This is a genomic window from Salipiger sp. PrR007 (genome assembly GCF_010499845.1).
Taxonomy (GTDB): Bacteria; Pseudomonadota; Alphaproteobacteria; order Rhodobacterales; family Rhodobacteraceae; genus Salipiger; species Salipiger pacificus_A.
This window is the reverse complement of sequence record NZ_JAAGOZ010000029.1, coordinates 41,579-61,866: the sequence shown is the minus strand read 5'-3', so window position 1 is coordinate 61,866 and position 20,288 is coordinate 41,579. Positions and strand designations below refer to the sequence as shown.

The window sequence follows — 20,288 nt, the reverse complement described above, 5'->3', positions numbered from 1 at the left end:
GGCGACGATCGACGGCCCGGCCCACCCCGGGCCGCAGGGCATTTTGCCACCGGCGGCAGCCGAACGCGCAAGCCTGCGCGCCATCGACGCCGCGCGACCCGACCCGCTCTGGCTGCGCGCAATGCCGCCCCAGCCATCTCATCAGGCGCCGCCCCGCGCGTCGGCGCGATGCGTGTTTACCGCGCCCGCCTGCGCCCTCGCAGGCGAGAGGGGTTGCCCTGCCCATCCACCGCGCGCCCCTCCCTTCGCATGATCCCCTGAGCCCCATCTGCCGCTGGACCCATCAGTGCCCGCGCCGGGGCAGCTCTTCCGAACTTCTCTTCTCACCAAGACATAACGACACGTCCCTTGTTGCTCCGGCATCGGGATCTGTCCGGGAACCATCATGCAAAGACCAACTTTCTGGAAACGCCTCGGCATATGGGGTGTCTGCCTCCTCTGCCTCTGGCTGGCCCTGCCCAACGCCTTCTATGCCCGCGTCGAGCAGCACAACGACCTCGCCGCACAGACCGCGACGGACACCACAGCACCCGTCTCAAGCACCGACGGCTGGCCAAGCTGGCTCTCCTCCGACCTCGTGAACCTCGGGCTCGACCTGCGCGGCGGCGCGCATCTGCTGGCCGAGGTTGACGTGGACGGCGTTGCCCGCGAGCGCATGGACGGGCTGTGGCCCGAGCTGCGCGACGCGCTGCGGGAGCTACGCGCGCAGGTCGGCACGCTGCGCCGCGTCGATGCCCCCACGGGCGAGCTGCGCATCTCGATCTCCGAGCCGCAGGGCATGGATGCCGCGCTGCAGGCCGCGCGCGGCTTTGCCACCCCGGTCAGCTCGCTGGCCGGTGCCGGCCAGTCCGACATCGAGGCCACGGCCGAGGGCGGCATCCTCGTCATCCGCTTCACCGAGGCCGGCCGCGCCGAGATGGCCGACCGCGTCGTGGCGCAGAGCCTCGAGATCATCCGCCGCCGCATCGACGAGGCCGGCACGCGCGAGCCGACCATCCTGCGCCAAGGCCAGGACCGCATCCTCATCGAGGTGCCGGGCATCGACAGCGCCGAGACCCTCAAGAGCCTCATCGGCACCACCGCGAAGCTCTCGTTCAATGCCGTGCTCGCCAGCGCCGGGCCGGATGCGATCACCCTGCCCTCGGCCAGCCAGCCCGAACAGAGCTACACGCTCGATCCGCGCGCCGTGGTCACCGGCGAGGACCTGACCGACAGCCAGCCCAGCTTCGACCAGAACGGCCGCCCGGCGGTGACCTTCCGCTTCGACAGCTCCGGCGCCCGCGCCTTCGGCGACTTCACCGCCGCCCATATCGGCGAGCCCTTCGCCATCGTGCTCGACGGCAAGGTGCTCTCGGCCCCGGTGATCCAGAGCCACATCCCCGGCGGCTCGGGGATCATCACCGGCAGCTTCACCGTCGAGCAGACAACCGAGCTCTCGACCCTGCTGCGCGCCGGCGCCCTGCCCGCCGAGCTGCGCTTCCTCGAAGAGCGGACCATCGGGCCGGAGCTCGGACAGGACAGCATCACCGCCGGCGCCCGCGCCGCCGCGGTCGGCCTCGTCGCGGTCTGCGCGCTCATGGTGCTCAGCTACGGCGGGCTCGGCCTCGTCGCCACCTTCGCGCTCGGCATGAACATCGCCATGCTGATCGGCCTGCTGTCGGCCATCGGCGCCACGCTCACCCTGCCCGGCATCGCCGGCATCGTGCTGACCATGGGCATGGCGGTGGATGCCAACGTGCTGATCTTCGAGCGCATCCGCGAGGAGCTGCGGGTCGAGAAATCGGTCTGGCGCGCCGTCGGCAAGGGCTTCGACAACGCCTTCTCGGCCATTCTCGACTCGAACCTCACCGGGCTCTTGACCGCCGGGTTGATGTTCTGGCTCGGCTCGGGCCCGGTGCGCGGCTTCGCGGTCACCATGGGTCTCGGCATCCTGACCTCAATGTTCACCGCCATTTTCGTCACCAAGCTGGTGCTGCGGCGCTGGCTCGAATGGCGCAAGCCGAAGAGCTTCACCATGCGCGGCCTGCTCTCGCGCCTGCCCGAGAAGACCTCGATCAACTTCTTCCGCGCGCAATACGCCAGCTTCGGCGCCTCGGCGCTGGCGGTGGTGGTCTCGGTCTTCCTGATCGCCACCATGGGGCTCAACCTCGGGATCGACTTCAAGGGCGGCACCAGCATCCGCGGCGAAACCCACCAGGAGCTCGACATCGGCGCCTACCGCGCCGCGCTCGCCGGGATCGGCATGGAGGACGCGGTGATCACCCAAGTGTTCGACCCGACCTTCGCGCCCGATCAGCACGTGGTCTCGATCCGCATCGGCGCCGAGGACGGCGACGCGGCGCTCTCGCAGGAGACGCTGTCGCAGGTGCAGGTCGCGCTGCGCCAGACCGATCCGGGCATCGCCTTCACCTCGGTCGAGACGATCGGCGGCAAGGTGTCCGCGGAACTGCTCTGGATGGCGCTCATGGCGGTCGGCGCGGCGACGGCGGGGATCCTCGTCTACGTCTGGTTCCGCTTCGAATGGCAGTTCTCGGTGGGCGCGGTCGCCGCGCTGGTCCATGACGTGGTGGTCACGCTGGGGGTCTTCGCGCTGTTCCAGCTCAAGGTCGACCTGACCATCGTAGCGGCGCTGCTGACCATCCTCGGCTACTCGATCAACGACACGGTGGTGGTCTTCGACCGGGTGCGCGAGAACCTTCGCAAGTTCCGGCAGATGCCGCTGCGCGAGCTGCTGAACCTCTCGGCCAACGAGACGCTGAGCCGCACGCTGATGACCTCGCTCACCACGCTGGTGGCGCTGATTGCGCTGCTGGTGCTGGGCGGTGACGTGATCCGCGGCTTCGTCTTCGCGATCACCTTCGGCATCGTCATCGGCACCTGGTCGTCGATCTACGTGGCGAAAAACATCGTGCTGATGCTCGGCGTCGACCGCCGCAGCCGCGAGGAGCGCGAGGCAGCGCTGGCAGCCACCCACAGCTGAGCCCCGGCTCGCGACCCCGCCGGTTTGTGCCGGCGGGGTCTCATCCCAAGTTCGGAGCGCATGCACGATGACATATCTCGTCACCAATCGGCGTGCCGCTACCGCTGGTCAGTTACGGCGGCTCGGCGATGATCGCGGTGATGGTCGCCTTCGGCTTCGTCCAATGCGCGCATGTGCATCGCCCAAGATGACGCCTAGCTGACATGTGAAAATGGCGCGGAGGTATGTCGGTAGTAAGTTGGCCTGTATCTCGGCGAGCGCTTGAGCAATTTGAGGGGTCCGCACCCAGCGCGCATGCGTGCGACGAGACATCCGAATACCAAGATCCGCGGAAACTCCAAGGACGGCCGAGGGAGCGTCGAGTAGTACACTGCCCACGAGTGACCAGCGGGAGCGGGTAACTCTGCCGGCGGATCTTGTCGCTCTTGCACAAATCCGGCACAGCCACCGTAGCGAAAGTACAGTGCATTCCTCTCCGTGAGACGGTGGACTTTTGTCTTACGTCAGGCATACAGCAGGCAAGATGCATAGCCGCGGCTATGTTTGAGAGGAGAACACGCATCATGCAGAAACTAGGGCGGCTAGCCGCCATGATCTGCACGATCAACACCGTTGTCGGGATAATCCTGTCTTGGCTATCGGCAGCGATCGTGCTCGTTTGCTTCACAGTCGTCGTGCAGCGATACGCATTCGCGGTCAGCCACGTCTGGATGCAAGATCTGTACATCTGGCTCAATGGCGCAATGTTCACCGGCATCGCCGGTTTTGCGCTTCTGCGTGACAGTCATGTACGCGTCGATATCTTCTATCGCCCGGCAAGCCCCAAAAGGAAGGCCGTCGTAGATCTGGTTGGTGTCATCATATTCCTCTTGCCGATGATGTTCGTTATTTGGATCTACTCACTCCCCTTCGTGACGCGCTCGTGGAACTATTCCGAAGGCTCTGCAAATGTAGGCGGCATGCCTGGTCTATACATTCTGAAAACTTTTATCCTGGCCTTCACTGTCCTCGTGGCGCTTCAGGGCCTGGCGATGATCATCCGCTCGCTACTCATGCTGGGCGGCCGTGAAGATTTGGTGCCCGAAAGAATGCGCTACTCGAGACAAGAAGACCCAGCACATCCGACGGAGGCAGTTTGATGGATCCCATCCTGATCGGCGAGATGCTCTCCGGGCTGATGTTCTTCGGCATTATCGGTTTTCTACTACTGGGGTTCCCAGTCGCATTCACTCTCGCTGGCACGTCCCTGCTTTTCGGAGCAGTGGGCATGTATTTTGGCGTCTTCGACCCTTCCAACTTCGGGTCCCTACCCAACCGATACATTGGCTACATGACCAATGAGGTGCTGGTGGCCGTGCCTCTCTTCGTCTTCATGGGGGTGATGCTCGAGCGATCCCAGATCGCCGAACAACTTCTCCTGACAATGGGCAAGCTCTTCGGCAACCTGCGTGGTGGCCTTGCTATCTCCGTCGTCATTGTTGGCGCCATGCTTGCAGCTTCCACAGGTGTCGTCGGCGCCACCGTCGTCACCATGGGCCTGATCTCGCTTCCAGCCATGATGCGCGCTGGCTATAAGCCCACAATCGCGACCGGCGTCATTTGCGCCTCGGGCACGCTTGGGCAGATTATCCCACCCTCTACAGTCCTGATTTTCATGGGCGACATGCTTTCCGGCATCAACGCCCAGGTTCAGATGGCAAAGGGCAACTTCGCGCCCACGCCTGTCTCGGTCGGAGACCTTTTCGCTGGGGCCCTGATCCCCGGCCTCCTGCTGGTGGCGCTCTATATCGGGTATGTCGTCTTCAAAGCGATCACGGATCCTGAGAGCTGCCCCGCGACGCCTGTGCCCCCGGAAGAGAGGCATCACCTGAAACGCGAGGTCTTCACCGCTCTTCTGCCGCCACTTCTGCTCATCCTTGCCGTACTCGGCTCGATACTGGGCGGGATTGCGACACCCACAGAGGCAGCCTCCGTTGGCGCCGTCGGCGCGACCGTTCTTGCTGCCGCACGTTGGAAGCTCTCTTGGCGAATTCTGCAGGAAACGACAATTCAAACCGCCACCATCACCAGCATGGTGTTCATCATCCTGTTTGGCGCCGCGGTCTTCTCGGTGGTTTTCCGCATGATGGGCGGCGATAATCTCGTTCACGAGTTCCTCACTGGCTTGCCGGGTGGTCCGCTTATGGCCGTCGCGGTCGTGATGGCAATCATGTTCGTGCTGGGCTTCATTCTCGACACCTTCGAGATCATCTTCATCGTCATCCCAATTACCGCGCCGATTTTGCTGGCTATGGACATCAACCCGGTCTGGCTGGGCGTTCTCGTTGGTGTGAACCTTCAAACATCGTTCCTTACCCCCCCATTCGGGTTCGCATTGTTCTATCTTCGCGGCGTGGCTCCGGACAACGTCCCTACTTCTGCGATCTACCGAGGCATCCTGCCGTTCGTAGTCCTTCAGATCATCGCCATTGCGCTTCTGTTCGCATTCCCTGGCGTTGTGACGTGGCTCCCGTCCATTATTTCCGGGTAGCAGCTAACGAATTCCACAAAAAAAGGCCCGGGTGTTAGCCCGGGCCTTTCTGCATTCGCACCGATAGGTTTCAGAGCGTGAAGTACTTAGCTCGCGCCTGAATGAAGTTCAGGTCGTTCCCTTCCGTGCGCGTCCGCATGATATTCAGGGACTCGATGAAGTGCTCGGTGACCTTGCGTGTCATCTCATCGTCGCTGTCGCGAAGTTCGGTGATGATTTCCATGGACGCTTTGGCACCGGCTTCGAGGATCTCATCCGGGAACTGTCGCACTTGCACACCATGCTCGTCCACCAGCGTTTTCAGAGCACGGGGATCATTCGCAATGAAATCGGATGACACGGTATCGTACTCGGCCTGGCAGACATCGCGCACAATCGCCTTCAGATCATCTGGGAGAGCCTGATACTTTGCTTTGTCCACGACGAGTTCAGTTGCAAGGCCGGGCTCGACGAACGAAGGGAAGTAGTAGTTCTTCGCGACCTGGTAGAACCCGAGCGCGAGATCGTTATAGGGGCCGACAAACTCAGCGGCATCCAACGCGCCCGACTGCAGCGCCTGGAAGATCTCACCCGCAGCCATGTTCGTGACCGTAGCGCCGAGTTTCTCCCAAACGCGACCGCCCAGGCCCGGGGTACGGAACCGAAGGCCCTTCAGACTATCGAGGCCAGTGAGCTCTTCCCGGAACCAGCCACCAGCTTGGGTGCCTGTGTTTCCCGAGAGGAAGCCTTGGACACCGAATTGATCATAGACTTGATCCCACAGGTCCTGACCGCCCATGTGACGCACCCAGGCAGCGATCTCACCGGCCGTCATCCCATAAGGAACGCCAGTGAAAAAGGACAGAGCTGTTGACTTGTTCTGCCAATAGTAGGCCGCCCCATGGCTCATCTCTGCGGTGCCATCGATGACAGCATCAAGAGACTGAAGCGGGGGAACCATTTCACCGGCTGCATAGACCTGCACAGTCAGGCGTCCGCCAGAGGCAGCGGTGATCCGGTCAGCAAGCCGCTGCGCACCAACACCGAGCCCCGGAAAATTTTTAGGCCAAGTGGTGACCATGCGCCACGTGATGCGCTCTTGCGCAAGTGCGGGTGTTGCGAGCGTTACTGCGCTAGCACCTGCACCGGCAAGGCCAGCACGGCGGATGAAAGAACGACGATCCATATTTCCTCCCAAGGTTACTTAGATAAGATGGCTAAACAATGTCGGCCAGCCCATGTGCTACGCATACAGGACCAGAGGTCGCTGTCCAGCGTGGTGCGGACTTGCATTGATTTTGGTTTGTCTGCGTGTTTCACAGTTCCGAAATTGGAGCGGTGTCCTGAGCTGCTTCCGGTATCGACTTCCTTCCGGCGCGTCTTCAGGACTTGCTCTGAAAGCGAGAAGCCGCTCGCGTTTGTGGCATCCCTGTAGCGAAAGAACCTCCGCGTGAGCGAAGACACGATCCGACCGCCGACAAGGGCGATCATCATCAGCGCAGCGTCAAGCCCGATCCTTAGCCCCATGCCTCCGGCCGCGTACCCCCCCGCGGGCCTCGACGTGGAAGAGGACGTTGCCGCCGAGAAAGATGCCGAGCAGCGCAACCACACCGAGGTTGTGCCAATTCCGTCCCGCCACAATCTCGCGGTGCATCACCAGCGCCAGGACCAGCAGGAAGGACACGTCCACCGAAGCTCCAAGCCCCGCCGGCAGCAGCGCCGAGACCCCATGGCCAGCCTGCCCACCAGCCATAGTGTGAAGAGCAGTATCATTGTCCCTCCGACGATCGGCATCCGCCCGGTCCAATTGGGCACCGCCGTCATCATGAAGCCGGCCAACACCGCCCCAAGGTAGCCAAAGAGGAATTCATGGGCGTGCCAGGACACCGGGTCGAGCCGGGTCGGCAGTGCGAGTGTGCCCGACAGCAGCGCGAGCCAGAGGCAGGCCGACAACACCGCCCAGACCCCGGCCCCCAGGAAGAACGGCCGGAAGCCGTAGCTGAAAAGCGCCGGGCCAGTCCAGGCCCGCCTGCGATCCGAAGTCGTGGCCATTCCCGTGTCTCCTCAAATTTGGTGTTGGTACCCGTTCAGCTGGCTCACCCTATCGTCACCGCCGCGGGTCCGAAGACCTCATGGTGGATGCGCGCATCGGGCACATTCGCCGCCTTGAGCCCACGCACCATCGCCTGCATGAAACCAACCGGGCCGCAGATGAAATAGTCGGCCTGCTCGATGTCGGTGTTCTCGGTCAGCCAGGCAGGGTCGATGCGACCCTCCAAGACCCCCTCCTCTCGCTCCCGCCCGCCGAGATCCTCATAAAACGCAAAGGTCGCGTCGGCGAGCCTACCAGAGGTCCCGGTCATGGCGTGGCGCTCCGGATCCTGCGCCGCGTGAACATGGATCATGCGCAGACCTTTCCCGCCAAAGGCTTCGAGCATCGAGATCATCGGCGTCAGTCCGACACCGCCCGAAAGCAGAATTACTTCCTGCTTGTCACAGGGATCAAGGAAGAAGGCACCCGCGGGCGGCGCGACGTCGATCCGCTGGCCCACTTCGGCCACCTCGTGCAGCCAGCTCGACACGCGCCCGTGCGGCTCGCGTTTCACGGTGATGCGGTAGGTCTGACCGTTTGGCGCCGAGGAAATCGAATAGTTCCGCCGCTGCTCCTCGCCATCGGCAAGATGGAAGCGGAAGCTGAGATACTGGCCAGGGAGGTGCTGGACCACTGCGCCGCCGTCCACGGGACGCAGAACGAAGGAGATGATATCCGTCGCTTCGCACCGCTTCTCCGCAATTTCGAAGCTGCGCCAGCTTCGCCAGCCACCGGACGCCTCTGCCGTGCCCTGGTAGATGTCCTCTTCGCGTCCGATCAAGATGTGCGCGAGCTGCCAATAGGCCTCGCCCCAGGCACTCAGGACCTCCGGCGTTGCAGCCTCTCCCAACACCTCCAAGATCGCTCCCAGAAGCGCATCGGCGACATGCGGATAATGCTCCGGGAGAATCTGCAAACCCGCGTGCTTCTGTGCGATCCGCTCGACCGCCCCGGCCAATACGTTCGGCGTGCGGATATGGGTTGCATAGGCCACCAGCGCATTCGCAAGGGCCTTGTGCTGTGGCGCCTGGCCCTCCTGATTGGACATGTTGAAGAGCGCGCGGATTTCTTCGTCCGCAAGCAGGCGCCGGTACATCGCAGGTACGATCTGATCGACATGCTGTGCCACGACCGGTGCGGTCGCTTCGATGATCTGCAGGGTTGCTTCGCTGAGCGAGCTCGACATGGCGCCCTCCTAAAAGATTCCGATGATCGGCATCTATACATGCTATTCAAAAACATGCCACCCATTGGTATCTTAAAGACCTGCGTCATTGCGTCTCGGGCTGAGCGGGCCGGTGCAGACTGCAGGCGCGGCGGAAAGGACCGGAAAATGCGGCTCAACGACAGCACCGACATTGCGCTGCGGATCATGATCCACGCCGCCTCGACCGGCGGCCAGCGCATCACGATCGACCTGATCGTCGCCCACTACCACCTGCCGCGCAGCACGGTCATGAAAGTGGTCAATGCGCTGACACAGGGGGGGTTTCTCAGCGCGCAGCGCGGCCGTTCAGGCGGACTGACGCTAGCACGGGACGCGGGCGACATTCCCGTGAGCGCCCTGGTCGAACATATGGAGACCGATTTCGCCCTGGCGGAATGCATGCGCCCGGGCAACGCCTGCACGATCACGCGGAGCTGTCGGTTGATCACCCCGCTCGAAGAGGCGCGCCGTGCTTTCCTCGCCGCGCTCGCGCGGTATTCGGTCGCCGACATCGCCCTCGCGCCTGCCGACTTCGGTCTGACCGCGACCAATACCTGAAGCCTTTCCGGTCTCTAGGCGCGCCGCCCCAAGGCGCCAGCACACCGCCGGCGCTTCTGCCTTCTCAGAACCTACGCGCCCAAGTCACCCATGTCGCCTCACACCGACCAGCACCGGAAACCTGGCCCCCTCAGACAAGGCCGTTCGCCGTCAGGAAGCCCTGCATCTTCGTTCTTTGCGCCTCCGTCAGCGGCCAGGCGGAGGGCGACCGGGTCGGGCCGCAGTCATTGCCAAGCGCCTGCAGCGCGGCCTTCACCCCGGTCACGTTGGTTCCGTTCAGCTCTTCCGCCCGGACCTCCTCGAATGGAGCCATGTCGGCGATCAGCCCATTGGCACGGCCGTAATCGCCCGCCTCCAGCGCCGCGTGGATCGCCATGGAACGCTCCGGCCAGATGTTGATCAACCCGGAGGTGAAGCCCCGCGCGCCCACCGCGTAGAAGACGGGGGCCCAGAGCTCTGCCAGCCCGCCGACCCAGGTGATGGCGGAATCGCAGGCGGCGATGGCCTCGGCCAGTTTCAGGGGATTGGGCGTGGCCCATTTGACCCCCTTCACCCCCGGCAGGTCGCAAAGCGCCTTGATCCCCGCGACCCCGATGGCGTCGTTGCGCAGGTAAAGCATGATCGGCAATCCGCCCGAGGCCTCGTGGATCGCGCGCACATAGTCCACTGTGCCGCGCGGCGACACGAAAGGATCCGGCGGCTGATGGATCATCAGCGCCGTGGCCCCCGCATCGGCAGAGGCGCGGGCCAGCCTGCAGGCATCCCGAATGCCCCGCCCGACGCCTGCCAGAAGCGGCGCGCGGCGGTCCAGCAGGGCCGCGACCTCGGCCACCATGGTGCAGGCCTCATCTGTGGTTAGCGCGTAGAATTCGCCGGTGTTGCCGTTCACCACCGGCATGTGCAGCCCGGCGGCCAGCGCCCGGTCCAGCACCGGCGCCAGTTTGCCGGGCGCGATGTCGCCCGCCGCGTCATACGGCGTGACGAGGATGCCGGAGATCCCGGTCAGCGCAGTGTCGAGGTCGATCATTGGGGGCTCCTCTGAGCGGGTGCAAAGCTGGTCCAGAGATCGCGAAACTTCCAACAATTGTCAATTATAATAACAAAAAATCCGTGAATTTGTCAGATCACCTGCCTTGAGCTCATCGCGTCAAATCTCATCAATGGCTTGCTAAGTTGCACATATCTCCCGAACTCGCAGGCAGAGACCTTCTGTCACCCCGGTAAATAAGTAAATTAAGTTGGACAAAATCCGAGACCTTTGGGAAAATCGCCCCCATGCCAAGCCAGATGCCGCCAATCCCCGGCCCAGATGCGCCCGCTTCCGCAGGTTCCCCGCGGGATCGGATCTATGAGAGCATCTACCGCAAGATCTCCCTTGGCGAATGGCCCAACGGCACCAAGTTGCCCGCAGAGGCGCAGCTGGCGGCGGAGTTCGGCGTTTCCCGGCTGGTACTGCGCGAGGCACTGACGCGGCTTCGGATCGACGGGCTGGTCGAGTCGCGGCAGGGCGCGGGCACGCGGGTCATCGCTTCGCCCAGCCGCGCCGTCCTGCCGCTGGTCGAGAAGGACGGGCTGGCAGAGCTGGTCAGCCTCTACGAGATGCGCGTAGGCGTCGAAGGCGAGGTCGCCTATCTTGCCGCCAAGCGTGCCACCCCGCGCCGGATCGCCGCCATCGAGGCCGCGCATCAAAAGATGCGCAAGGCCCTGACCCAGCCCGGAGCGGAGGTGGTGGAAGAGGATATCGCCTTCCACCTTGCTGTCGCCCGGGCCACCGAGAACAGCTATTATCTTGGGGTCGTGGAAAGCGCCGTGGGTGGCATCCGCACCGGCATCAGCATCGCCCGCTCGCTGGAGCATCGCACCAACGAGGAGCGGGTGGAGAATACCGTGACCGAACACGGGCAACTGCTGGACGTCATCCGCTCCGGCGATGCCGACCGCGCCAGGCAGATGATGCGGGACCATATCGAAAATGCCCGTGCGCGGCTGTTCTTGGGCCGGTAAGGGACCGAAGCCCCTCTTCAGTCGGAGACGTAGCCCGCCCCATGGGCGGCGCGGTCCCATTCCACCAGCGGCGCGCGCAGCGCCTCCATGGCGTCCTCGTCCAGCTCCATGCCAAGGCCGGGGCCCTCCGGCAGGATCAACTTGGTGCCGTCGAAGCGGATACGCTCCTTCACCACGTCCTCGGCATAGAGGGTCGGGCCTACGGTGTCGGAGGCCACGTGCAACTCGGGCAGGGAGGCGCCAAGGTGGGCATGGGCGGCGGTGCCGATGGAAAGCTCCTGCGTGGTTCCGATCAGCACCCGGATGCCGGAAAGCTCCGCCAGCGCGGCCAGCTTGCGCACTTGGTGGATGCCACCGGAGTTCACGGTGATGTTGAAGACATCGACGGCCCCGGCGCGGATCATCTGCATAGCCTGCGCGGCGGAAGAGCAATGTTCGCAGACATCGGCCTCGACCCGGCGGCGGATCTCGGCCATCCCCTCGAAATCCTCGCGCCAGCTCGGGCTTTCGATCAGGGAAAAGCCGAACTGCTTCAGCCGGTCATAGGCGCGCAGCACGTCCTTCCAGTAATGCCGGGCCTGGAAATCCAGCGCCTTCAGAGTCACCCGGTCGCTGAAACGGTCGCGCACCGCAGCCAGGAATTTCTCGTCCTTCTCGAAATCCACGCCCACGTAATAGCGGAACCGAGTGAGGCCCTGCGCCAGCAGCTCCTCAATATAGCCGAGGTTGCGCTCGTAATCCGCCTCCGCCTTCACTTGGAAGAGCGGATAGCAGATCTCCAGCGACTCCCGGACCTTGCCGCCGATCAGCGAATGCACGGGCGTATCCAGCGCCTTGCCGACGATGTCGTAGCAGGCCATGTCGATGCCGGCGGCGATCTGCGAGGCGGGGGTGAAGGGCGGGTAGCTGGGGGCGGAAACGAAGTAGTTGTGCAGGTACTTCGCCATCTCGTCATGCATGGCCTGCACCGCGAAGGGATCGCGGCCCAGCACGACCTTCTCGATCCCCGTGCGCACCGCTTCCACGTCCGGCATGTACATCCGGTAGCAGTCGAGGTCAGAGATCTCTCCCAGGCCGGTAATCCCCTCGTCTGTGTGCATCTGCAGGATCAGGTGCGAACTAATCGAACCGGTGCGGCGGTGCGTCTGGATCGGGGTAAGGGTGATGCGTGAGATTTTCATGAAAGGTCCTTGGAAGGCTTATCGGGCGCGGCTTACTGAGCAAGCAGCAGATTGGGCAGCCAGAGAGAGATGCCGGGGATGAAGGTGACCATCATCAGCACGGTGAGAATGGCGAGGTAGAAGGGCCAGATCGTCTTAATCGTCTCTTCCATGCGGATGCCGCCGATGGAGCAGCCCAGGAACAGACAGGCCCCAACAGGGGGCGTGGTCAGGCCCAGCCCGAGATTCATCATCATCAGGATGCCGAACTGCACCGGTTCGATGCCCATCTGTTGCGCCACGGGCAAGAAGATCGGCGTGCAGATCAGGATCAGTGCCGCCATGTCCATGAAGCAGCCCAGCACCAGCAGGGCAAGGTTGATCAGCAGCAGGACGATGATGGGGTTGTCGGAAACCGCCGTCAGGCCCGACATCACCAGCTCCGGCATGCGGTAGATCGACAGCAGGTAGGCGAAGCTCGACGCCGTGGCGACCAGGATCATCACCATGGCGGTGGTGCGCACCGTGGCCTTCAGCGACTCGATGAGCGAAGCGATGGTCAGGCCCCGGTAAAGCAACCCGATGACGATCAACCCGTAGATCACCCCGATGGCCGCGCTTTCCGTGACGGTGAAGATGCCCGACAGGATGCCACCCACGATGATCACCCCGGTCAGCATACCCGGGATGGCATCGGCCGCGAAAAGAAGCGTGCGCCTGATACCCGGGAAGGCCTCGCGCGGGTAGTTCCGGGTCACCGCCACGCCATAGGCCGCGACGCAAAGCGCCAGGCACATCAGCATTCCCGGGATCACCCCCGCAATGAACAGGCCCGAAATCGAGGCCGTCCCGCCCGCCGCCAGCGCATAGAGCACCATGTTGTGCGAGGGCGGGATGACGATCCCGGCCAGCGAAGAGGTCACGGTCACGTTGACCGCGTAATCCTTGTCATAGCCCGCTTCCTCCATCACCGGGATCAGCATGGAGCCAAGCGCAGAGGTATCAGCCACGGCAGAGCCTGAGATCCCGCCGAAGATCATCGAGGAGACCACGTTGACCTGCCCCAGCCCGCCGCGCACCCGGCCCACCAGCGCAAGACACAGGTTCACCAGCTTGGTGCCGATGCCGCCGCGCAGCATGAGCTCTCCGGCGAAGATGAAGAAGGGCACGGCGATCAGCGAATAGATGCTCAGCCCGCCCACGACCCGCTGGAAGGCGATGGCCGGGTTGATCCCCTCGTAGAGGAAGGTCGCCAGCGAGGCGACGCCGAGCGCATAGGCGATCGGCACCCCGCCGCAGAGGAAAAAGAAGAACAGAAAGAAGAGGATGAAGAGGCCCATCAGGCAAGCTCCCGGCGCGTCAGAGGGTGATTTGGGGCTGAGCGGCGGGCTCCGGCTCACGCTCGGTGACGAAGCTCCGGACCAGCAGCTCAGCCACGAAGATCAGGGTCAGGGCGCCGGAGATGACCAGCGGCAGGTAGCTGTACTTGCGGCTGATCCCCAGCAGGGGGACCATTTGGCGGGCGGTGCGCTCCACCAGGTCGAAGCCGTAGACCATCATGAAGCCGCCGTAGATGCCCAGCACCACCAGCACGAAGCGCTGCTGCCAGCGCAGGGCGTTGCGGTGCAGGGCATTGGGCAGGATCTCCACCGCCAGGTGGAAATGCTGGCGGATGCCCACGGCGGCCAGCGGCAGGGTGATGTAGAGCAGAAGCATCATCGTCACTTGCTCTGTCCACGTGGGAGAGTTGTTCATCACGTAGCGGCCCCAGACCTGCCAGGCGGCAAGGGCGACAAGGCTGGCCATGGCAAGGCTGGAGGCCGCGTAGATGAACCAGACGACCCCGTCGAGCAGGCGCGAGATGGCATTCAGGATCCGCATGGTGATCTCCGAAAAGGGCTGGGGATGCAGGAAACGGCCCCCGGCGTTCCGCGCCAGGGGCAGTCGGCCAGGGGAGAGGCCTACTTGCCGGAGGCCTGGATATCGGCCAGCAGCTGGCGCAGCTCATCCGTGGTTACGAACTTGTCGTAGACCGGCTGCATGGCGTCGATGAAGGGCTGCTTGTCGGCGATCTCGTTGGTCTCGACACCAGCCTCTGCCAGCACGGCCTTCGATTTCTCGACCCGCTCCGCCCAGAGCTTGCGCTGCGTCTCGGCCGAGGCGCGGGCGGTGGCGCGGAAGACTTCCTTGTCCTCGGGGCTCAGGCTGTCCCAGAGCGACTTGGACACCACCAGCGCCTCCGGCACCATCATGTGCTGATCAAGGCTGTAGAGCTTGGCGACCTCGTAATGGCGGGTGGATTCGAAGGAGGGCGCGTTGTTCTCCGCCCCGTCGATCACCCCGGTCTGGAGAGAGGTATAGACCTCTCCGAAGGCCAGTGGCGTGGCATTGGCACCAAGCGCCTCGACCGTGGCCACGAAGATATCAGCATCCGGCACGCGGATCTTCAGCCCCTTCAGGTCCGCAGGCGTCACGACCGGCTTGTCGACCGTGTAGAAGGAGCGCGCACCGCCGGTGTACCAGGCCAGCGCCACCATGTTGCTGTCTGCCAGCGCGTCGGAAAGGCGCTCGCCGATCTTCCCGTCCAGCACCTCGAACATGTGCTCCTCGGAGCGGAAGACATAGGGCATGGAGACGATATTGAGCGCCGGCGCGAAGTCACCAAGGCTGCCGCCGCTGAAGACGGCGAAGTCGATGCCGTCGAAGGCGAATTGCTCAACCGCGAAACGCTGATCGCCCAGCTGGCCGTTATGATAGACCGTGCCGGTATAGCGCCCGTCGGTCTTCTCTCCGATGGTTGTCGCGAATTCCTCCATCGCGACGGAGCCGGGGTAATCCGGGATGTGCAGGTTCCAGCCACGCAACTCACGCGCCTCGGCAGAGGCCGCGACGGTCAGCGCCAAGCTCGCGGCAAGCGCTATCATGCGGCCGGGCCGCCAGGACAAGTTCATCGTGTCTTCCTCCCATGAAATCTCTCGGCCGTTCCTCCCGACCTCTGCTCACTGTAGAAATCCGCAATAAGTTGTCAATATATTTATGCAATATGCAGACAGGCCGACTTCCGCGCAGACGCCCCTCAAGGCTCTGGATGAGCCATTTCCAGAATTTTTTTGATTTATCGCGAAGCTTTACAAGTAAAGTGACCATGTGGGCGCATCCCTGGGGGTTAGGTCTAGAAAGGGAATTGACAGGCTATTTGTAATGTCTTTTTACTTTATATCGATGACACTGTGAAGGCCCCCAAGATGAACGACACGCCCGCTTTCCCGCCGCGCATCCTGGTCACGGGTGCCGCCGGCAGCCTGGGCGGCCAGGTGGCCCGCCACCTGGCCCAGGCCCTGTCCGAAGGCCGCATCGCTGCGCTGCGCCTGGTGGATATCCGTCCCGTGACCGTCGACCTAGCGGGCACGCCCGAACGGCTGGAGATGTCACTGCAGACCCGGGAGGCCGCCTTCCGCGTAGCCGAGGGGATGGATGCCATCATCCATCTTGCCGGGATCCCGGTAGAGGACGAATGGGAGGCGCTCATTCCCGCCAATATCGCCGCCACCGCGCATCTCTTCGACGCGGCCATGGCCCATGGGGTGGATCGTCTGCTCTTCGCCAGCTCAAATCACGCGATCGGCATGTACCCGGTCATGCAGCGCCTCGATCACGCCACGCCGCCCCTCGCGGACAGCCGCTACGGCGTGACCAAGGCCTTCGGCGAACAGCTTGCCGCGCTCTGTTCCGCCCGGACCCCGCTGCGCAGCTTCTGCATGCGGATCGGCAGCTGCTTCGAGGTCGTCTCCGAACGCCGCCAGCTATCCACCTTCCAGTCCTTCGCGGATCTCCTACGGCTGGTGGACGTGGGCCTGACCGCCGATTACCGGCATGAGATCGTCTATGGCCTCTCGGACATTCCCGATGGCTATTGGGACAACGCCAACGCCTTCCGACTGGGCTATGCGCCGCAGGACCACCCGCAGGACTTCGCCCCTGCAAAACTGCCGTCTCGCAGATACGCCCATCAGGGCGGGGAGTTTGCCGAACGGCCCTTCTCTCCGCCAAAATCCTGATCGGTGATCCGGTCGCGCACGTTCACGAGGTGGTAATGCATGAACATCTTCGCCAGCTCGCCATCCCCGGCGCGGATCGCGTCGTAGATGTCGCGATGCTCCTGCAGGACCTTGCGCTTGCGCGCCTCCTCCCGCGTCAGCGTGATGTCTGCGGCGATGCGCATGGTGCCCATCATGTCGGGCTTGAGGAACAGCAGCTGCTTCTCGAAAAGGTCGTTCTCCGTGGCTCGCGCGATCTCAAGGTGGAACAGGAAATCGGCCTCCACCACGCCCTCACTGGTGCGGATCGTTTCCGCCATGAACTCCAGCGTGCTTCGCAGCCGGCGCAGGCCGGACTGGTTGATGCGCAGCGCAGCCAGCCGCGCGGCCTCGCATTCCAAGCTCTTGCGGACCTCGTAGGCGCGCATGTACTGGGCGATCCGCGCGTCCTCGGTGTAATGCGCCATCTCCGAGGGCGGCAGCCGCGTCACGAAGGTGCCGGAGCCGCGCCGCGCGTCGATCAGCCCGTCATTGTGCAGGTGCTGCAACGCCTCCCGCACCACGGGGCGGGACACATCGTACATCGCCGCCATGTCCTTTTCCGTCGGCAACCGGTCCCCGATCGCGTAGCGGCCGGTGGAAAGCTGCAGCAGGATCTGGGCATAAATCTCGTCCGCCAGCCGCCGCTTGCGCAGCGGTTTGACCGCCGGGGCCTCGGCCTGGTCCTGAAGCGCTGCCATGGGATCCTGCTTGCCTCGCATCGCGCCCTCCCCGGGCTGAATTTGTCAATTTGTTAGAAGGCTAGGGCCAGATTTGTCATTTTACAACCTGAGAAGCGCGGGGGCCGCGCGATGAAGGCAGAAATCGTCGTGGGGCCCGCCGATGTCACAGGGGAATCCCCCGTCTGGTGCGACAGGCGGCGCTGCCTCTGGTGGGTGGACGTGCTGGGCGGTGCGCTGCATCGCCTCGTCCCCGAGACCGGCACGGAGCGCGTCTGGACCTTCGGAGAACCCCTCGCCTGCCTCGCCCTGACGGATGGCAATGCCCTGCTTCTGGGCCTGCAGAGCGGCCTTGCCCTCTTCGATTCTGACACGGGCAAGCTGGGCACGTCACAACCGCTGGAACCCGACCTGCCCGGCAACCGCCCCAACGATGCCGCCATGTCCCGCGATGGGCGCTGGTTCGTCGGCACCATGGCGATGGTGCCCGATGGCACTGCCCGGGGCGCGCTATACCGGCAGGACCCGGACGGCGCCGCGCACCGGGTGCTTACCGGCCTCCATGTCGCAAACGGCCTTGCGGTCAGTCCCGAAGCCGATCGCCTGTATCTCTCGGATTCCTGGCATGAGGCGGGCTGCATCTGGCGCTTCGACCTGTCTCCCGAGGGGGCGCTTTCCAACCGCCGCCTCCTCCATGACCTGCGCGGTTCAGGGGCCCGCCCGGACGGCGGCTGCGTGGATGCCGAGGGCTGCTACTGGAGCGCCGGTATCGACGGCGGCAGGCTGATCCGCTTCACGCCCGAGGGTCGCATCGACCGCGAAATCACCCTGCCCGTGTCCAAGCCCAGCAAGGCCTGTTTCGGCGGAAAAAAACTCGATACCATGTACATAACTTCACTGGCCCCGGGCGATGCCGGGCCGAACGCCGGGGCCGTCCTGGCCCTGAACCCGGGCGTCACCGGCCTGCCGGAGCCGCGCCGGAGGCTCTGAGCCTCAGCCCAGCATCTGCCGCACCGGCGCGACCAGAGCAGACCCGATGGCGCGGGTATTGGCGGCGTTCAGATGCACCCCGTCGACGAGGCTTGCCCGCGCCACGGTGGCCGCATCGAAGAATCCGCAACCGCGCTCCTCGGCCAGGGCCCTGTAGTCGGGCGCGAGCTTTTGCGATTCCGCCACGATCCGCCCGGATTGCGGCCCCTCGCCATTGGCACGGTCGCAGAAATGCGGCGGGGACACGACCATCACCAGCGGCGTCGCCATGCCCCAGGTAAAGGGGAAGCAGCGCACGATTTCCACCAGCCGCGCCATGCCCGCCAGAGCCCCGTCCACGGTGGGGCAGATGGCCGCCTTGAGGTCATTCGCCCCCAGCATGATGATCACCAGGTCCAGCGGCGCATGGCTGGCAAGCAGCATCGGCAGGGCTTTCGCCCCGTTACGCTCGAAGCTGACGGTGTGGTCGTCGAAGGCGCTGGTGCGCCCACCGTAGCCCTCCGGGATCACCCAGTAGCCTTCCCCCAGACCGGCCTCCAGCATGGAAGGCCAGCGATCCTCGAAAGCGTGGCGGCCACCGCCCTCCGGGTTGGCCCCCCCAGGTCAGGCTGTCACCGAAGGCGAGGATCGTCCGGGTCATAGATTTGTCCTTTCATTTGACAATATTTGTTAGTAAACAAAGGGGGAAAACTGTCAATGGCGCGCGCGTGACCTCCCTTCCCGAACACACGATCTTTCCCGGTTCCGACCATGCCGATCCGGTCCTTTCGGTTGACCTGCGCAATGGCGCGATGGAGGCCCGGGTGATCACCTGGGGCGCCGTTCTGAACGACCTGCGCGTGACCGTGCAGGGCAGCCCGCGCTCGGTCGTACTGGGCTTCGACCGGCTGCAGCATTACCGCGATCATGGCCGCAACCAAGGCGGCAATGTCGGGCGCTACGGCGGGCGGATCCGCGACGGTTTCGTGCCGATCGACGGGGAAAGCGTCCAGCTCAGCCGCAACCTGAACAACCGGCACCACATGCATGGGGGGGCGCAGGGCCTTGGCCGCCGCAACTGGCGGATCGTGGCGCGAGACGCGGCCTCCGTGACGTTGGAGATCACCTCTCCCGACGGGGACGAAGGCTATCCCGGCACGCTCACCACGCGCTGTCATTATGAGCTTGGGACGAACGGCATCGCCATCACGCTGACGGCTGAAACCACTGCGCCGACGCCGGTCAATTTCCTGCATCATAGTTACTTCAACCTCGACGCCTCCGAAAGCATCGCGGGCCACAGCCTGCAGATCCTCGCCTCCGAGGTACTTGAATTCGACGAAGAACGCCTCGCCACCGGCCGCTTCCTGCCCCTCGAGGGTACCTGTCACGATTACCGCGAACCGCGCTGCCTTGGCCCGGATGTGCGCGAGGATACCAGCTTTGTCCTGCCCGGGGGATTGCAGACCGAACCGCGCCTTGCCGCGCGACTGACCGATAGCACCGGGCGCCTGACGATGGAGGTGCTGACGACGGAGCCGGGGATGCACTTCTACTCGGGCTTCGTCGCCGCGGCGCCAGTGCCCCTGCAGGATGGCCGCGCCTGCCTGGCCGAAGCGGGCCTCTGCCTCGAGGCCACGCGCTTCAACGATGCCGTGACCTTCCCGGCCTTCGGCGACGTGATCACCCGGCCCGGTAAGCCCTATCGCCAGCGGACCGAGTTCCGGTTCAGCGAGACCTAGGAAAGCGACGGCAGGCCGAAGAAGGCCTCCGGGTTCTCCACCAACGCCAGTTGCCATTCTGCGGGGGTCAGCCAGCCAAGGACCGTGTCTAGCAGCGCCCTGTCATCGGGATACTCGGCCTCGGTCTTTGCAAGGTTATGCGGCCAGTTGGTGCCCCAGAACGATCGCTCCGGCGCATGGGCGGCCAGCGCCTACGCCACCACCGCGATATCGGGGAAGTCCGGGCCGCCATCACGGGGGCTCTTGCAGCAGCCCGCCAGCTTTAATGCTCTTCACTTGACACCAAAGCGTTGCCCAAATTATTCCTGTGG

The 20,288-nt window shown here is 64.0% G+C and carries 20 protein-coding genes and 1 pseudogene; 9 read left to right on the top strand and 12 right to left on the bottom strand.

The genetic code is table 11. The annotated features are described in order from the left end of the window. Positions 1-385 precede the first annotated feature (385 nt). The 4 genes and pseudogenes from secD (at position 386) to G0Q01_RS14370 (ending at position 5,510) form a co-directional block, all read left to right on the top strand. Positions 386-2,980: a protein translocase subunit SecD gene (secD, locus tag G0Q01_RS14385; RefSeq protein ID WP_164213576.1), complete on the top strand. Its 2,595-nt coding sequence runs from the start codon at positions 386-388 to the stop codon at positions 2,978-2,980. Between the two features lie 86 nt (positions 2,981-3,066). After that, positions 3,067-3,171: pseudogene (locus G0Q01_RS14380) on the top strand (FtsW/RodA/SpoVE family cell cycle protein); the annotation flags it as partial. Between the two features lie 372 nt (positions 3,172-3,543). Beyond that, positions 3,544-4,119: a TRAP transporter small permease subunit gene (locus tag G0Q01_RS14375; RefSeq protein ID WP_164213575.1), complete on the top strand. Its 576-nt coding sequence runs from the start codon at positions 3,544-3,546 to the stop codon at positions 4,117-4,119. After that, the gene (locus G0Q01_RS14370; protein WP_164213574.1) at positions 4,119-5,510 is read left to right on the top strand and encodes a TRAP transporter large permease subunit; all 1,392 of its coding nucleotides are present in this window, start codon (positions 4,119-4,121) and stop codon (positions 5,508-5,510) included. The genes G0Q01_RS14375 and G0Q01_RS14370 overlap by 1 nt, the downstream gene beginning before the upstream one ends. Before the next feature lie 70 nt (positions 5,511-5,580). Here G0Q01_RS14370 and G0Q01_RS14365 read toward each other — a convergent pair whose 3' ends face one another. The 4 genes from G0Q01_RS14365 to hmpA form a co-directional block, all read right to left on the bottom strand. Continuing rightward, a complete protein-coding gene (locus G0Q01_RS14365) occupies positions 5,581-6,675 on the bottom strand; it encodes a TRAP transporter substrate-binding protein (protein WP_164213573.1) in 1,095 nt (364 codons plus the stop codon). A 318-nt stretch (positions 6,676-6,993) separates the two neighbouring features. Continuing rightward, entirely contained in the window at positions 6,994-7,242 is a 249-nt protein-coding gene (locus G0Q01_RS27105) for an NnrS family protein (protein WP_255455639.1), read from the bottom strand. Continuing rightward, on the bottom strand, positions 7,143-7,541 hold the full coding sequence (locus tag G0Q01_RS26860; RefSeq protein WP_255455638.1) for an NnrS family protein: 399 nt from the start codon (positions 7,539-7,541) through the stop codon (positions 7,143-7,145). Before G0Q01_RS26860 ends, G0Q01_RS27105 begins: the two co-directional genes overlap by 100 nt. 44 nt (positions 7,542-7,585) lie before the next feature. Next, a complete protein-coding gene (gene hmpA / locus G0Q01_RS14355; RefSeq protein WP_164213572.1) occupies positions 7,586-8,767 on the bottom strand; it encodes an NO-inducible flavohemoprotein in 1,182 nt (393 codons plus the stop codon). Between the two features lie 147 nt (positions 8,768-8,914). On the opposite strand from hmpA, the gene G0Q01_RS14350 reads away from it, so the two are divergent. Further along, entirely contained in the window at positions 8,915-9,346 is a 432-nt protein-coding gene (locus tag G0Q01_RS14350; RefSeq protein WP_164213571.1) for an Rrf2 family transcriptional regulator, read from the top strand. Positions 9,347-9,476: 130 nt separating this feature from the next. Here G0Q01_RS14350 and G0Q01_RS14345 read toward each other — a convergent pair whose 3' ends face one another. Beyond that, positions 9,477-10,373 carry a dihydrodipicolinate synthase family protein gene (locus tag G0Q01_RS14345; protein WP_164213570.1) on the bottom strand — a complete coding sequence of 299 codons (897 nt, stop codon included), beginning with the start codon at positions 10,371-10,373 and terminating at the stop codon, positions 9,477-9,479. Between the two features lie 248 nt (positions 10,374-10,621). Here G0Q01_RS14345 and G0Q01_RS14340 point away from each other — a divergent pair, with 248 nt between their 5' ends. Next, positions 10,622-11,350 carry a FadR/GntR family transcriptional regulator gene (locus G0Q01_RS14340; RefSeq protein WP_164213569.1) on the top strand — a complete coding sequence of 243 codons (729 nt, stop codon included), beginning with the start codon at positions 10,622-10,624 and terminating at the stop codon, positions 11,348-11,350. A 17-nt stretch (positions 11,351-11,367) separates the two neighbouring features. Here the strand turns inward: G0Q01_RS14340 and G0Q01_RS14335 are convergent, their stop codons facing one another. The 4 genes from G0Q01_RS14335 to G0Q01_RS14320 form a co-directional block, all read right to left on the bottom strand. Further along, positions 11,368-12,531 carry a mandelate racemase/muconate lactonizing enzyme family protein gene (locus tag G0Q01_RS14335; RefSeq protein WP_164213568.1) on the bottom strand — a complete coding sequence of 388 codons (1,164 nt, stop codon included), beginning with the start codon at positions 12,529-12,531 and terminating at the stop codon, positions 11,368-11,370. Between the two features lie 32 nt (positions 12,532-12,563). Next, a complete protein-coding gene (locus G0Q01_RS14330; protein ID WP_164213567.1) occupies positions 12,564-13,850 on the bottom strand; it encodes a TRAP transporter large permease in 1,287 nt (428 codons plus the stop codon). A gap of 19 nt (positions 13,851-13,869) precedes the next feature. Further along, the gene (locus tag G0Q01_RS14325) at positions 13,870-14,391 is read right to left on the bottom strand and encodes a TRAP transporter small permease (RefSeq protein WP_164213566.1); all 522 of its coding nucleotides are present in this window, start codon (positions 14,389-14,391) and stop codon (positions 13,870-13,872) included. 80 nt (positions 14,392-14,471) lie between these two features. After that, complete coding sequence (locus G0Q01_RS14320; RefSeq protein WP_164213565.1) at positions 14,472-15,461, bottom strand: TRAP transporter substrate-binding protein; 990 nt, start codon at positions 15,459-15,461, stop codon at positions 14,472-14,474. A gap of 294 nt (positions 15,462-15,755) precedes the next feature. On the opposite strand from G0Q01_RS14320, the gene G0Q01_RS14315 reads away from it, so the two are divergent. Then, positions 15,756-16,568, top strand: coding sequence for an NAD(P)-dependent oxidoreductase (locus G0Q01_RS14315; RefSeq protein ID WP_164213564.1), 813 nt, complete (start codon positions 15,756-15,758; stop codon positions 16,566-16,568). Here the strand turns inward: G0Q01_RS14315 and G0Q01_RS14310 are convergent. Next, positions 16,520-17,308, bottom strand: a complete 789-nt coding sequence (locus G0Q01_RS14310) for a FadR/GntR family transcriptional regulator (RefSeq protein ID WP_235940152.1) — start codon at positions 17,306-17,308, stop codon at positions 16,520-16,522. The genes G0Q01_RS14315 and G0Q01_RS14310 overlap by 49 nt on opposite strands. A 90-nt stretch (positions 17,309-17,398) precedes the next feature. Here G0Q01_RS14310 and G0Q01_RS14305 point away from each other — a divergent pair, with 90 nt between their 5' ends. Then, positions 17,399-18,256 (top strand): SMP-30/gluconolactonase/LRE family protein, encoded by an 858-nt coding sequence (locus G0Q01_RS14305; protein ID WP_164213563.1) that lies wholly within the window; start codon positions 17,399-17,401, stop codon positions 18,254-18,256. A gap of 3 nt (positions 18,257-18,259) precedes the next feature. Here G0Q01_RS14305 and G0Q01_RS14300 read toward each other — a convergent pair whose 3' ends face one another. Then, the gene (locus G0Q01_RS14300; RefSeq protein ID WP_235940150.1) at positions 18,260-18,799 is read right to left on the bottom strand and encodes a GDSL-type esterase/lipase family protein; all 540 of its coding nucleotides are present in this window, start codon (positions 18,797-18,799) and stop codon (positions 18,260-18,262) included. A 164-nt stretch (positions 18,800-18,963) separates the two neighbouring features. On the opposite strand from G0Q01_RS14300, the gene G0Q01_RS14295 reads away from it, so the two are divergent. After that, positions 18,964-19,977, top strand: coding sequence for an aldose epimerase family protein (locus tag G0Q01_RS14295; protein ID WP_164213562.1), 1,014 nt, complete (start codon positions 18,964-18,966; stop codon positions 19,975-19,977). Here G0Q01_RS14295 and G0Q01_RS27360 read toward each other — a convergent pair. Continuing rightward, positions 19,974-20,165, bottom strand: a complete 192-nt coding sequence (locus G0Q01_RS27360) for an amidohydrolase family protein (protein WP_203595028.1) — start codon at positions 20,163-20,165, stop codon at positions 19,974-19,976. The two genes, G0Q01_RS14295 and G0Q01_RS27360, sit on opposite strands and share 4 nt — an antisense overlap. Positions 20,166-20,288 lie beyond the last annotated feature (123 nt).